Genomic DNA, 14,000 nt, shown 5'->3' on the forward strand with positions numbered 1-14,000 from the left:
CAAAAATGTTTTTGCACAAAATTTCTGTGTAACTAAAAAAACTACCAACTATGAAAAATTTATTCAGGTCGCTTGGGATACTATTAAGCCTTTGCCTTTTCTGGAGCTGCGGCGATGAAAAAAAGGAAAATGCCGAAAATGAAACTGCTTCCAACAATATGGAAAGCGAGCAGATCGAAAGAAATCCGTTAAAGGAAGCCTACTTTGGAGACACCCACGTGCATACCGGCTGGTCATTTGATGCCGGCCTTGATGGAGCAACCCTGACTCCAACCGATGCCTATAGATATGCCATAGGTGAAGAAGTCACTTCAAATTCTGGAATAAAAACTCAGTTATCTCGTCCTTATGACTGGTTTATGATCACCGATCATTCCGATGGAATGGGAACTATCAATGAAGTGATAGATGGAAACCCGGAAATGATGGAAAGCGAAGTGCTGCAAAGGTGGAACGAGGCTTTTGCTTCAGGCAGTGAAGAAGCTGCAGGTGATGCCAAAAGTGAGGTCATCAACCTGCAGTCTAATGGACAGTTACCAGACCAAATAATGGATCCAAAATGGATGGAAACCGCATGGAATAAAACCATTGATGCGGCAGAGCAATTCTATCGTCCCGGTGAATTCACCACCTTTACCGCCTATGAGTGGACGGTGAATGCCGGAGGTGGAGATAACCTGCATAGAAATATAATCTATAAAGAAGGTGGCGACCAGGCTCGTGATATCCTTCCCTTTACAACTTTTGAATCTGAAGACGCTAAGAAACTTTGGGAGTGGATGGCCAATTATGAGGCCAAAACCGGGGACAAATTACTGGCCATTCCTCATAATGGTAATATGTCTAACGGCCGGATGTATGAAGAACAACAATTCGATGGTTCCCCTATGACCAAAGAATGGGCTCAAATGAGACAGAAATATGAAAGACTTATGGAATTGTTCCAGTATAAAGGGCAGAGTGAAGCTCACCCATTCCTTTCCCCAGAAGATGAATTCGCCGATTATGAACTCTGGGATCGTGGTAACCTGGTGTTGAAGCCAAAGGAATCAAAGGAAACCTGGAAGTATGAATACTGGCGTGAAGGGCTTAAATCTGGGATGAGGATCAAACAGGAACTTGGAGTTAACCCTTTTATGTATGGCTCCAATAGTGCAACAGATACGCATACGGGAATATCATCAGTAGAAGAAGACGAATTCTATGGGAAGTTTAAAACCGTGGAACCCAGCAATAAGGAAAGATGGAATTTTCCATTAATTTCAGGGAACAACGATGCCTATAAAGGCTGGGAAATGGCGGCTTCTGGTATTATGGGTGTCTGGGCAGAATCTAATACCCGTGAGGATATCTGGGAAGCCATGTATAGAAGAGAAACTTTTTCCACTACCGGTCCGCGTATGAAGATCAGGTTTTTTGGAGGTTTTGACTATACCGAAGAAGATAAAAATGACCTGGCAAAAAATGGATATGATAAAGGTGTAGCCATGGGCGCCATGCTTGGCGCTGCTCAAAATGATAAAGCGCCAACATTCCTGATCCAGGCGATGAAGGATCCGGAAGGTGCGAACCTGGACAGGGTACAGGTGATCAAAGGCTGGGTAGATGCAAATGGTGAGACTCAGGAAAAGATCTATCAGGTAGCCTGGTCGGGAGATCGAAAGCTTGATAATAGTGGCAAGCTTCCCGCAGTGGGAAATACAGTAGATATGGAAACTGCAGAATATACCAACGATATTGGGGATACTGAATTCACTACCTACTGGACCGATCCCGACTTCGATTCAGCATTACCCGCCTTTTATTATGTAAGAGTGTTGGAGATCCCAACACCCCGCTGGACATTATATGATAAAATAAGACATGATCTGGACCTTCCAGATGAAGTTCCCCTGGTACACCAGGAGCGAGGAGTAAGTTCTCCCATCTGGTATAACCCGGAGTAGGAAATGAATAAAATTTTAAAAAGCCTGGATTTTAAACCGGGCTTTTATTTTTTAAATAACTGTAATTCAGATTTTTAGTATCTTAATATGCGCTTTTGCAAAATTATTCCGAGATAAAAGTGTTCAATAAAACTACCAACCATGAAAAATTTTTTGAAGCCATTTGGGATACTGTTCAGTCTTTGCCTTTTAGGGAGCTGCGAAGATGAAAAAAAGGAAAATTCAGATGAATTAGCAATCAATAGTAGGGCTGAAACTAAAGCAGTTGCAGAGAATCCGCTTAAAGAGGTTTATTGGGGAGATACGCACCAGCATACGGGGAACTCATTCGATGTTTACCTGTTTGGTACTCCTAATTCCACCCCGGAGATCGCCTATAGGTTCGCCAAAGGGGAAGCGGTGAAAAGCCCTACCACGGGCGAAACCATGCAGTTAAGCAAACCACTGGACTTCCTTGTAGTGGCAGACCATGCCGAATTACTAGGCTCTATCGCCCTGATGTATGAAAACACCCCTGGAATTTCTGATACCAAATCTGGAAAGGCATTCCTGGAAATTTCTCCGAACGCAGATGAAGAAGGAATGCAGAAGATCTATGACATTTTGAATTATGCAGCCTTTGACAAGCCAAATGAAGCCAATTTAACCGGTAAAGACCTGATCAACGATCTTGGAGGTGAAAAAAGAAAAACAGCCTGGAATAATTACCTGGAAACATCCAAAGCTCACAATGATCCCGGGAAATTCACAACCCTTATTGGCTGGGAATGGAGCTCAAATAATGGCGGGGCGAACCTTCACCGGATAGTTTTTATGCCCCAGGACGAGGAAGTAGCCAGTAAATTTATACCATATAGCGCCTTAAGCAGTGATGATCCTGAAGATCTTTGGGATTGGCTCGATGAAACCAGTTCCCGAACAGGAGCCGATTTTGTGGCGATTCCGCATAATCCAAATATCAGTCTCGGGCTCATGTTCCCTGAGGTTCGTTTGAACGGTGAACCGGTGGACGAAGCTTACGCTCTACAAAGAATGAAGTGGGAACGAGCCGTGGAGATCACCCAGATCAAAGGAGATTCTGAAACACATCCGGCGCTATCTCCTAATGATGAGTTCGCCGATTTTGAAACCTACGATTTTGCTTTAACCCCCGAGGGTACAAGGCCAGACCCAACCCTTGCAGATTATGTTAGAACAGGCCTTATGCGCGGCCTGGAACTGGAAAAAAAGCTAGGTACCAATCCATATAAGATTGGACTTATTGGTAGTTCAGATTCCCACACAGGAATGAGTGCAATCCAAGAAAATAATTTTGCCGGGAAGGGGCAGCATGATGCCACTCCAGAAAAACGGCCACATCCTACAGGGATTGGCTCTTCCAAAGGCTGGGATATGGGTGCAGCCGGATGGGTTGGCGTATGGGCTGAATCCAATACACGTAAAAGTCTGGTCGATGCATTTAAAAGAAAAGAGGTTTATGCCACCACCGGCCCACGGATCACCTTGCGATTTTTCGGCGGCTTCGAGTATGCTGAAGATGATGTTTCTGGAGAAAATATGGTTAAAACGGGTTATGATAAAGGAGTACCTATGGGTGGTGATCTTTATAATACTGAAGGAAAGGCTCCGTCTTTTATGATCGCCGCAATGAAGGATCCTGATGGAGCCAATCTCGATAGAATTCAGGTGGTTAAAGGTTGGTTGGGAGCCGATGGAAAATCAAAAGAAAAGGTATTTGATGTGGCTCTTTCCGGTGACCGTACCGATGGTAGCCAGGCTGTAGGTAACACGGTGGACCTTAAAACAGGAAAGTATACCAACAGCATAGGAGCCAGTGAGCTCTCAACCTTGTGGACCGATCCAGAATTTGATGCCAAGCAAAGTGCGTTTTATTACGTTAGGGTACTGGAAATTCCAACGCCAAGGTATTCCTTACTGGACGCTATAGAATTGGGGATAGATGTGAAGGAAACCAATCATCCTGCCACCATTCAGGAGCGGGTTTACAGTTCCCCTATCTGGTATAACCCGGAATAGAAATCTGTACCAACGATAAAAACCTGCAATTCATAAAATTGCAGGTTTTTTATTTCAAATTGCCGAAAAATGCATTTTCAGCCTATATAATTGACTTTAAATTGTTTAACTTTTAAAATGAACAATTGTTAAATATACTGCGTCAAACCCAGTATTTTCGCACAAACGTCTTGTTTACAATAACTTAACGTTGATTCAATGAGTTTTTTTTCTAAATTTAGAAAAATCTAATCTAAATAATACCACCAATATAATCTCTACACAAGATGGCCGTATCCCCACTCGCCATCAGGGTGACTTAACCCCTAATTTCAATGGTATTTAAAGCCAGGCATAAACGTGTGGCTAAATTGAAAAAGCAGTATTCAAGAGAGATCTTAACTTTTAATAACTAAACTTAGCAATTATGAAAAAAAGCTTCACTACAATGTGTCTGTGTCTTTTCCTTAGTGTATGCTTCGCCCAGGAAAAACCGAATATCCTGGTGATATGGGGCGATGATATAGGAACCTGGAACATTAGTCACAACAGCCGCGGAATGATGGGATACCACACCCCTAATATCGACAAGATAGCCAGGGAAGGGATCGCATTTACCGATTATTATGCCCAACAGTCCTGTACCGCAGGGAGAGCGGCCTTTATTGGAGGTAATGTTCCTGTACGCACAGGAATGACCAAAGTAGGCTTGCCCGGTGCAGCTCAGGGGTGGCAGAAAACCGATGTGACCATGGCTACCGTGCTTAAAAGCCTGGGCTATGCTACGGGACAATTTGGAAAGAATCACCAGGGAGACCTGGATGAACATTTACCAACAATGCATGGATTTGACGAGTTTCTTGGTAATCTTTATCACTTAAATGCCGAAGAAGAACCTGAAAATTATGATTATCCAGCAGATATGGTAATGAAAGATGGGCAGACCTTCAGGGATAAATACGGGCCAAGAGGAGTGATCCATTCCTGGGCAGATGGTAAAGGAGGCCAGCGTATAGAAGATACCGGCCCACTAACCAAAAAACGTATGGAAACCATCGACGAGGAAACTTTAAAGGCAGCAAGTGATTTCATTAAAAAACAACATGAAGCCGGGGAACCTTTCTTCGTCTGGTGGAATGGAACACGTATGCATTTTAGAACCCATGTAAAGGAAGAGCACAGGAATAAAGGCAATGATGAGTATACCGATGGTATGATAGAACACGACATGCATGTTGGGCAATTACTAGACCTATTGGATGAATTGGGAATTGCAGATAATACGGTAGTGATGTATTCCACAGATAACGGTCCTCACTATAATACCTGGCCAGATGCCGGAACAACACCGTTTAGAGGAGAAAAGAATTCCAACTGGGAGGGAGCTTACAGGGTCCCTACTTTTGTGAAATGGCCCGGAAAATTCCTTAAAGACACAACCCTTAACGGCATTGTTTCACATGAAGACTGGCTACCAACCTTTGCCGCCATAGCCGGAGATGCTAATATCAAGGAAAAGATAAAAAATGGAGTGAACCTTAATGGAAGAAGTTATAAGAATTATATAGATGGCTATAATCAGTTAGATTATCTAAGCGGTAAAAGTGACGAGTCGGCAAGGCATGAATTCTGGTATGTAAATGATGATGGCGCCATCGTAGCTGCCCGATATGACGACTGGAAGGTTGTCTTCCTTGAAAATACCGGGGAAAAATTTGGTGTATGGATGGAACCCTGGAGAGAATTGAGAGTTCCGCTTGTTGAAAACCTGCGCAGGGATCCTTTCGAAAAAGCTCAGCATAATTCTAATACCTATTATGATTGGCTATTAGACAGGGCTTATGTCTTGGTGCCAATTCAGCAGCTTGCCGGGCAATTTCTTACTACGATGAAGGAATACCCTCCAAGCCAGAAGCCAGGAGCATTTAATTTAAGTGCAATTCAGGAAACTTTGAACTCCACGGTTAGTGGAAACTAAGTGTTAATTACAGAGCGGTCTTTAAATAAGTCCGCCTTTAATTTTTTTCTATGAGCACAAGAACATCATACATTCTATACATCTTTTTTAGTTGCCTTTTCTTTTCATGTGGAGAACAGGAAAAAAAGGATGTTGAGAAACCTGTTGCTGCAGAGGAGAAAAAGTCAGCTCAACTACAAAGCTGGGCAAGTAAACCTCAAAAAGAGATCCTGGATTGGTTGAATAAGGTGACCGATTCCACCTCTTCAGATTTTATCCCGGTTAAGGACAGGATCGCGGTATTTGATAATGATGGCACTTTATGGCCGGAGCAGCCCTGGCCAAACCAGTTACAATTTGCCTTCGATTATATCCGGGCAAAGAAGGACGATCATCCAGAATGGCAAAAAGATCAATTCTTAAAAGAAATTTCTGAAGGAAATTATAGTGGTTTAAGTAAGGCAGGAGTTCCAGGAGTTTTTAAAGCCGTGAATGCTTCCCATACAGCTATGAGCGAAAAAGAGTTTTCGGAAGCTGTTCGGAAATGGCTTGACACGGCCACCAACCAGAAATTCAATAAAAAATATGATGCCCTGGTATATCAACCCATGCTGGAACTTTTGGAGTTGCTTCGAGAGCATGATTTCAAAACCTTTATCGTAAGTGGTGGGGGTGCAGATTTTATGAGGGTATTTACCGAAGAAGTTTATGGCATTCCGCCTTACCAGGTAATAGGAAGTTATGGAGAAGTAGATTTTGAAATTAAGGATGGCGAGCCGGTAATAAACAAGATCGAGGGTGATGTGTACTTCGATGATAAGGAGGCCAAGCCAAAAGCTATCCACAGGTTTATTGGCAAAAGACCAGTATTCGTAGGTGGAAACAGCGATGGTGACCAGGCCATGATGGAATATGCCAGCGCTTCAAATTATAACACCATGTGTGTTCTGTTATATCATACAGATGATGATCGGGAATATGCCTATGATACCAAAACGTTGAGCGGGCATTTGGAAACTGCGCTGGAAAAAGCCAAAGAAAAGAATTGGTTAGTTATAAATATGAAAGAAGATTTTCTAAAGATCTTCTAGATCGTCCTTAAAAAATTAATTCCAAAAATACCGGTAAGTATCATGCTTACCGGTATTTTTTGTTTGAAAAATGCAAAATTGACCTTCATGGTGATTCTTTCCAGGTTTAACCTCTTTGTAAAGCAGATTAAACATTAGTTAAAAATATTCGCTCACTGCTTACAATCACTACAAATATCTGAATTATAGTTAGTTAGGGTGTTTTGTAAGTTTTTTTTGCTAAATTAATGCTTGCATTTTGGCATAACTAATCTGAATCTCATAACCATTACAGGACTTTAATGATAGGTGGCTCTTTCCCCACGCGCCATCATAGCAACTTAACCCAATTTTTTAACTGAAATCCTGTGTTTACATATCAGGCAAAAATACCTGGTACTATTATTTGAGAGAGACCAATTTTTAATAACCGCTAAAATCATACTTATGAAAAAAAATTTCGCCATTTTAATTTTGTGTTTTGGGCTAATTACTAATTCAGTTATGGCACAGGAAAAACCCAATATCCTCGTGATATGGGGAGATGATATTGGCTGGACCAACCTGAGTGCTTATGAGCACGGGGTAATGGCTTATACCACTCCCAATATTGACCGGATAGGTGAAGAAGGGATCATTTTTACAGACCATTACGCACAGCCTTCCTGTACAGCAGGACGTGCCGCATTTATAACCGGGCAGTACCCTATACGTTCGGGGATGACCACCGTTGGTCAGCCGGGAGACGCATTAGGTTTGAAAAAGGAATCGCCAAGTCTGGCAGAGGTATTGAAAAAGCAGGGGTACCGTACAGGTCATTTCGGAAAAAACCACCTTGGGGACCGAAACGAGCATTTACCAACCGTTCATGGTTTTGATGAGTTCTTCGGCAACCTTTACCACCTGAACACCCAGGAGGAAGCCGAACAAAGGGATTACCAGAACTTTGGAAAAGCCTATTCCGGTTCCCTGGAAGAATACGAAAAGAAATTCGGTACTCGTGGAGTGATACATTCATTTGCTACCAATGAAAACAATAGTTCTTCAGATCCGCGTTTTGGTCCGGTAGGCAAACAACGTATCGAGGATACAGGCCCGCTTACCCAGGAACGAATGAAGAATTTTGATCGTGAGGAAGTAATTCCAAAAGCACTTGACTTCATAGAAGAGTCTAAAGATTCCAACGAGCCATTCTTTGTATGGTTAAATACCAGTAGGATGCACCTGTATACCAGGGTCGAAGAGGAATGGCTGAATAAGGTCGAAAAATATACCTCGGAAGCAGATTATTATGGAGCGGGGATGCTGCAACATGATTCAGACATAGGTTATGTACTGGCCCAACTGGAAGAAATGGGAATGCTTGACAACACCATCATACTTTATTCCACAGATAATGGCCCTGAACATGCTTCCTGGCCTCATGGAGGTACTACTCCTTTCCGAGGAGAAAAAATGACCACTTACGAAGGTGGAGTTCGGGTTCCCTGTTTGGTGAGATGGCCAGGCAAGATCCCTGCCGGTCAGCAATTAAACGGTATACAAAGCCATATGGACCTGTTCACCACGCTTGCCGCGGCCGCGGGAGTAGATAATGTGGCAGATAAGATGATGAACGAGAAAAAGCAGTATATCGATGGGCTGAACAACCTGGATTACTGGATGGGAAAATCTGATAAATCTGAGCGAACCCATATTTTCTATTATTACGAAAGCAAACTTACCGCCGTGAGAATGGGACCCTGGAAGTTCCATTTCTCTACCAAGGAAGATTATTATGCCAACGTAGTTCCACGTACTGTGCCGCTGGTTTTCAATATCCGCATGGACCCGTATGAAAGTTATGACAGTACCGATTCTTATGGGCATTTAATGCAGAAAGTTTCCTGGCTTATTCAGCCAATGGGTGAATTAATGGGTCAGCATTTGCAAACTCTGGCAGAGTACCCACCGGTACAGGGAGGTAAATCCTTTGATATGTCTAACGTGGTGGATGAGTTCATCAATAAGGCAAGGCAATAATATTAGATCCTTTCAGGAGCTGTGAAAATAAATTAGTTGAGAAGCCGAAGATGGTCTGGGTCAGTTCAGGTTGTCTTCGGCTATTTATGCCTCTACCATAGTTTTCAAAAAGTCTGGAGGATCAATTATATAGAAGTTCTAAAAAATCGTTTTTAATATGAAAAATTTAGCAAGATGTAGCCTGCTTGTTTTCCTCTGCCTGTTCGGTTTAAATCTATCTGCTCAGGAAGAAACAGAACTTGAAGCCGAACATGAGCGGCATGAGGAACACCGGCATAAGAATGTGATATCCCTGGGGATAGGTCACGCTCATATTAACTCAGGAGTTGAAAATGGTGAAAAACAATGGCTGGTCTTACCCTCCTGGATGCTGGATTATAATTTCTGGTTCACCGAAAAATGGGCCATAGGTTTACATAGCGACATGATCATAGAAACCTTTGAGGTGGAAGATGAGCACAGTTCAGAATCTGTCATAGAAAGGGAAAATCCCATTGCCCTGGTAGGAGCCTTATCCTTTCAGCCAATAGAATGGTTAAGCCTGGTTGCCGGTGGAGGTGTGGAATATGAAGCGAACGAAAGTTTCGGCCTGTTTAGGCTTGGAGTAGAACCGCACTGGGAAATACACGAAAAATGGGAAATATTCGTCAATATTGGCCACGACATCAAATTCGACGCCTATAACACCTGGAATCTATCCCTGGGCATAGGCCGCGGATTTTAGAGCTTTCCATACCAACTAATCCTCCTTAAAATGAAACAGTTTTATCTTTTTCTTATTCTTTTCAGCTTTAGTGCTCCGCTATTCAGCCAGGCAGAAGAAGAGTCTGAAGAAAAACAGAAGAAGATAAAAATAGCCGGGGTTCCCTATGTGAATTATAGCAGAACCGTAGGTTTTTCTTATGGTCTCCTTGGAGCTGCCTTCTACAAACTGAATGCTAATGATACGATCTCTCCCTCTTCCTCTACCACGGTAGCGGGGATCTATTCAACTTCTGAGAGCTATATAGGTATAGGCATACAGCAGTTCTATTTTGCCGAGGATCGCTGGAGAGCCAAGCTGTCTGGAGGAGTAGGAAACGGAAATCTACAGGTCTACCAGAATTTCTATGCCGGGGGCACTTTTATAGATTACAGTACCAAGATTAGGTTCTTATTAGGCGAGGTAGCCAGGCGGGTAGCACCAGATCTATATGTGGGACTATCGGGAGGGATCGCCAATGCCCGTACCGAGTTCGATCTCGATCTTCCTTTTACCGAGCGCCGGCCAACCATAGATATTCCCATTAACTATGTGGGAACTTTTATACAAAGTGATTCCCGTAACAATGTGAATTACCCGAATATTGGCCATAATATCACGGCCAGTTTTAAGACGGCCGGAGAATGGCTGGGGAACGAATCGGGTTTCAACCAGTTGGAACTCACTTATGATCTTTATAAACCACTGAAATCTGGCCGGGATATCTTTCTGGCCCGTTATTATTCCATAAGTTCCTTCGGCGACGTTCCTTTCGTGGGACAGAATACCGTAGGTGGAGATAATATTAGAGGCTACTCTGAAGGTAAGTACCGGGATGACCAGCTTTACTCCATGCAGGCCGAATACAGGCATAATTTCATGCCGAAGTTCGGGATGGTCTTCTTCGGTGGATTTGCCACCGTAGTGCCCGAGATCTCCGAAATATTCGAACATGACTTTTTACCTGGCATAGGTACCGGCGTCCGCTATCTTTTGCTTCCCAAGGAAAAGATAAATATTGGCGTTGATGTGGCGGTTGGCAGGGACGACTGGAGCCTGAGTTTCAGAATTTCAGATGCCTTTTCCAGATAATTTAACCCCCGTGATATGAACCCTAAAAAGCTAATTTTTGAAAATAAAAGAAATCCTTTTTCAGTAATCCTGCTCTTGATACTGGCATTTTTCCTGGCACTTCCCGGGAATGCCCAGGTCACAAAATTAAAAAAGAGCGAAAGGGATAGCCTGGCTGCCATTCCCTACCCGTATGTGCTACCCATCTTTGGTGGAAAGATCAGGGAAAGAGGGATAGATTTCCCACTTCCTTTTGGAATAATGACCAATTACATCTACCAGGAATCGAAATACGATCTGGAAAATCCGCAAATTGGTTTTGGAGATTCAGACCTGGTAAGCATAGATTTCGTTGACTTTAAGACCGTAAAAAACCGGACCAATATCCTCAACTTCAGGGCAGATGCCTGGTTGTTTCCTTTCTTGAACGTTTATGGAATTTACGCGAGGTCTGAGTCACGGAGTAATATTGAAATCGGTTTCCCGCTGAACATCGAAGTGGAAGCAAATCCTACCGGGGAAACATTTGGATTTGGAGGTGTGGTCGCTTACGGAATCGGAAATTATTTTGCCGTAGGTAATTTGAATTATTCGTGGACAGATATTAGTTCGCTAGACGATCCCGTGCAGGGTATGGTCTCATCGATAAGATTTGGGCGCAATTTCGAACTGGGAAAACGCAACCGCAGTTTTATTCCCACTATTGGGATACAACACCAGCGAATCACCCAGGATTCCGGAGGAGAATTACCTATTTCCACCATCTTTTCCAAATTCGATCAGGATAACCTTAACGACCTGAAAGCCCAGATCGCAGATGAAGCTATGAACTGGTACGATGAGCTAAGCCTTCCGCAGAAACTGGTAGTAGACCGCCTGGTGAATGTTCTGGATAACTGGCTGGCTGGGAGAGATGTTGGCAGCACACCTTTGCGTTATACCTTCGATAAAGTTCCCGTTGGAGAGTGGTCTTTCCAAGTAGGATTTCAATATAATCATAACAAGCACTGGTGGTACAGGCTGGAAACAGGATTTGGTCCCGGGCGTTTTCAAATGATGACCTCTATAAATTACCGCTTTGGAATATGAAATCAAGCCCGATAAAATTTTGCTGCATCCTGCTGCTGTTCATATTCAGTATAGAAGGCTATGCCCAGGAAAAAGGCATCAAGGGCTACATGAAAAGAAGGGCGGCTAAGAAAGAGGCGGCCATTGAGGAAGGCAGACCATTCCTGAGCGTGCTGGCCGGTCCGGGATATACGCCTGAAAATGGCTTACTTCTGGGAGGTGGGATCTTATATACCTTTAAAACCAATGCCGAAGATTCTCTTATCCAGAGATCATCCATTCCCATAAATACTTTTTTCAGCACCAAGGGAAATTATGGCTTCAATGCTAAGATGGCCACCTTCTGGTTCCAGGATAAGCTACGCATTAATTTCGTAGGTAAATTTTCCAACGCCAACGATAATTATTTCGGGGTTGGTTTTTCAGAGATCAACCGGCTTTCCCTTGGCGATAGCACCACAGCCTACAAAAGAGAATCCTATAAGATATCCCCTACCGTAATGTTCAGGCTAATGAAAAACATCTATGCCGGTATGGGGGTAGACCTCAACCGGTCTAAGGTTACCGAACTGAATCCATATATGGAGCAGAACTCTTATTATAATGAATTTGGCCCGGAAAACTATAACGCCGGCTTGAAATTCACGGGCAGTTACGACAGCCGTGATATCACCGTGAACGCCTGGAAAGGCTGGTTCGTTAATTTTAACGCGACCTTCTACGGCGATTACCTGGGCAGTGATAACGATTATAATATCTATGAACTGGACATAAGGACCTATCATCAGCTCAACCGCGAAGGCAATACCCTCGCCTTAAAATTATATGGTCGTGTGGGGACAGGTGATATTCCTTATGAAGAACTGTCAAGGATAGGTGGCACCAATGCGCTAAGGGGTTACATAGATGGGCAGTACAGGGACAGGACCGGCGTATACCTCATCTCTGAATGGAGGCATATGTTCCTGAAATCCAACGAAGAACTGAGCAAACATGGAATCGCGGTCTGGCTGGGTTCAGGTAGTATCGCCAACGACCTCGATGCCATTAACGAATGGATCCCTAACCTGGGAGTGGGATATCGCTTTGAAGTACAGCCAAGAATGAATTTGAGAATAGACTTCGGAATTGGACGCGAAACCTCGGGTCTGTATTTTAATTTCACCGAAGCATTCTAAAGCTTAACAATTGAATTACAGCACTATATAAATATTAATTAGTAGATTTAAGCTACCTACAGGCTATGAACTAATCAAAAATTAAAAATTCTAATTATGAGAAATTTTTTACATGACCAGCCAAGGGTATTCCTGATCGTTCTTTTACTCCTGTTTTCTCCACTTATTTCTCTCGCCCAGGAAGAAGAACAAGAAGGAGCTCCCAGCGCTGAAGAGCTGGCAAAAAAATTACAGAACCCGGTAGCAAGCCTTATTAGTGTGCCCTTCCAGGGAAATTTCGATTTTGGAGTTGGTCCAGATGACGGAAGGAGATTTACCCTCAACGTGCAACCGGTTATACCATTAAGCATTAGCCAGGACTGGAACCTAATTGCCAGGGTGATCCTGCCTATTACCACCCAAAATGATGTCTTCGGAAATAGCGGAAGACAAACGGGCCTTGGCGATATGGTGGCCAGTGCTTTCTTTTCTCCTAAAGAGCCAACTTCTGGAGGATTAATCTGGGGTGCCGGGCCAGTATTCCTGGTTCCCACAGCAACCGATGATCTGGGAACCAAAAAATTCGGGATAGGTCCCACCGGGGTGGTTCTTAAACAAATTGGAGATATTACTGTTGGTGCCCTGGCCAACCATATCTGGTCTGTAGCCGGTGACGATGATATGCCAGATGTGAATTCCACGTTTTTGCAACCTTTTGTCGCCAAAAACTTCGCGGGTGGATATGCCATCACGCTGAATACTGAACTTACCCAAAGCTGGGATTATGATGCTACTTCTGGAACCATTAATTTAACCGGGTCTAAAGTGATTAGTTTAGGTAGCCAGCTGGCCCAGGTAGCTCTAGGTCCAAGAATACCTTATGGCAATGCCAATACTTCGGAATGGGGCTTCAGAGCTGTTTTTGTACTTCTTTTCCCGAAATAATGGCTT

General features: G+C 43.4%; 10 protein-coding genes. All 10 read left to right on the forward strand.

From position 1 onward, the window contains the following. The first annotated feature begins 50 nt into the window (after positions 1–50). The 10 genes from C8P64_RS04195 (at position 51) to C8P64_RS04240 (ending at position 13,994) form a co-directional block, all read left to right on the forward strand. On the forward strand, positions 51–1,946 hold the full coding sequence (locus C8P64_RS04195) for a DUF3604 domain-containing protein (RefSeq protein ID WP_108170778.1): 1,896 nt from the start codon (positions 51–53) through the stop codon (positions 1,944–1,946). 141 nt (positions 1,947–2,087) lie between these two features. Beyond that, a complete protein-coding gene (locus tag C8P64_RS04200) occupies positions 2,088–3,983 on the forward strand; it encodes a DUF3604 domain-containing protein (RefSeq protein ID WP_108170779.1) in 1,896 nt (631 codons plus the stop codon). A gap of 406 nt (positions 3,984–4,389) precedes the next feature. Further along, entirely contained in the window at positions 4,390–5,940 is a 1,551-nt protein-coding gene (locus C8P64_RS04205; protein ID WP_108170780.1) for an arylsulfatase, read from the forward strand. A gap of 50 nt (positions 5,941–5,990) precedes the next feature. Next, on the forward strand, positions 5,991–7,010 hold the full coding sequence (locus tag C8P64_RS04210) for an HAD family hydrolase (protein ID WP_108170781.1): 1,020 nt from the start codon (positions 5,991–5,993) through the stop codon (positions 7,008–7,010). Between the two features lie 426 nt (positions 7,011–7,436). Then, complete coding sequence (locus C8P64_RS04215; RefSeq protein WP_211307590.1) at positions 7,437–9,011, forward strand: arylsulfatase; 1,575 nt, start codon at positions 7,437–7,439, stop codon at positions 9,009–9,011. 157 nt (positions 9,012–9,168) lie between these two features. After that, a complete protein-coding gene (locus C8P64_RS04220) occupies positions 9,169–9,735 on the forward strand; it encodes a hypothetical protein (protein ID WP_108170783.1) in 567 nt (188 codons plus the stop codon). Between the two features lie 30 nt (positions 9,736–9,765). Then, positions 9,766–10,845: a BamA/TamA family outer membrane protein gene (locus tag C8P64_RS04225; RefSeq protein ID WP_108170784.1), complete on the forward strand. Its 1,080-nt coding sequence runs from the start codon at positions 9,766–9,768 to the stop codon at positions 10,843–10,845. Positions 10,846–10,860: 15 nt separating this feature from the next. After that, on the forward strand, positions 10,861–11,913 hold the full coding sequence (locus tag C8P64_RS04230) for a hypothetical protein (protein ID WP_108170785.1): 1,053 nt from the start codon (positions 10,861–10,863) through the stop codon (positions 11,911–11,913). After that, the gene (locus tag C8P64_RS04235; RefSeq protein ID WP_108170786.1) at positions 11,910–13,070 is read left to right on the forward strand and encodes a BamA/TamA family outer membrane protein; all 1,161 of its coding nucleotides are present in this window, start codon (positions 11,910–11,912) and stop codon (positions 13,068–13,070) included. Before C8P64_RS04230 ends, C8P64_RS04235 begins: the two co-directional genes overlap by 4 nt. A 96-nt stretch (positions 13,071–13,166) precedes the next feature. Beyond that, a complete protein-coding gene (locus tag C8P64_RS04240; protein WP_108170787.1) occupies positions 13,167–13,994 on the forward strand; it encodes a hypothetical protein in 828 nt (275 codons plus the stop codon). Positions 13,995–14,000: the final 6 nt, after the last annotated feature.

Source organism: Christiangramia gaetbulicola (assembly GCF_003054225.1).
In the GTDB taxonomy this organism is placed as follows: Bacteria; Bacteroidota; Bacteroidia; order Flavobacteriales; family Flavobacteriaceae; genus Christiangramia; species Christiangramia gaetbulicola.

Bases quoted from the DNA above. Each gene is read 5' to 3' on its own strand.
- C8P64_RS04200 (WP_108170779.1), top strand. From the start codon at position 2,088: ATGAAAAATTTTTTGAAGCCATTTGGGATACTGTTCAGTCTTTGCCTT.
- C8P64_RS04240 (WP_108170787.1), top strand. From the start codon at position 13,167: ATGAGAAATTTTTTACATGACCAGCCAAGGGTATTCCTGATCGTTCTT.
- C8P64_RS04215 (WP_211307590.1), top strand. From the start codon at position 7,437: ATGAAAAAAAATTTCGCCATTTTAATTTTGTGTTTTGGGCTAATTACT.
- C8P64_RS04195 (WP_108170778.1), top strand. From the start codon at position 51: ATGAAAAATTTATTCAGGTCGCTTGGGATACTATTAAGCCTTTGCCTT.
- C8P64_RS04235 (WP_108170786.1), top strand. From the start codon at position 11,910: ATGAAATCAAGCCCGATAAAATTTTGCTGCATCCTGCTGCTGTTCATA.
- C8P64_RS04220 (WP_108170783.1), top strand. From the start codon at position 9,169: ATGAAAAATTTAGCAAGATGTAGCCTGCTTGTTTTCCTCTGCCTGTTC.
- C8P64_RS04205 (WP_108170780.1), top strand. From the start codon at position 4,390: ATGAAAAAAAGCTTCACTACAATGTGTCTGTGTCTTTTCCTTAGTGTA.
- C8P64_RS04230 (WP_108170785.1), top strand. From the start codon at position 10,861: ATGAACCCTAAAAAGCTAATTTTTGAAAATAAAAGAAATCCTTTTTCA.
- C8P64_RS04225 (WP_108170784.1), top strand. From the start codon at position 9,766: ATGAAACAGTTTTATCTTTTTCTTATTCTTTTCAGCTTTAGTGCTCCG.
- C8P64_RS04210 (WP_108170781.1), top strand. From the start codon at position 5,991: ATGAGCACAAGAACATCATACATTCTATACATCTTTTTTAGTTGCCTT.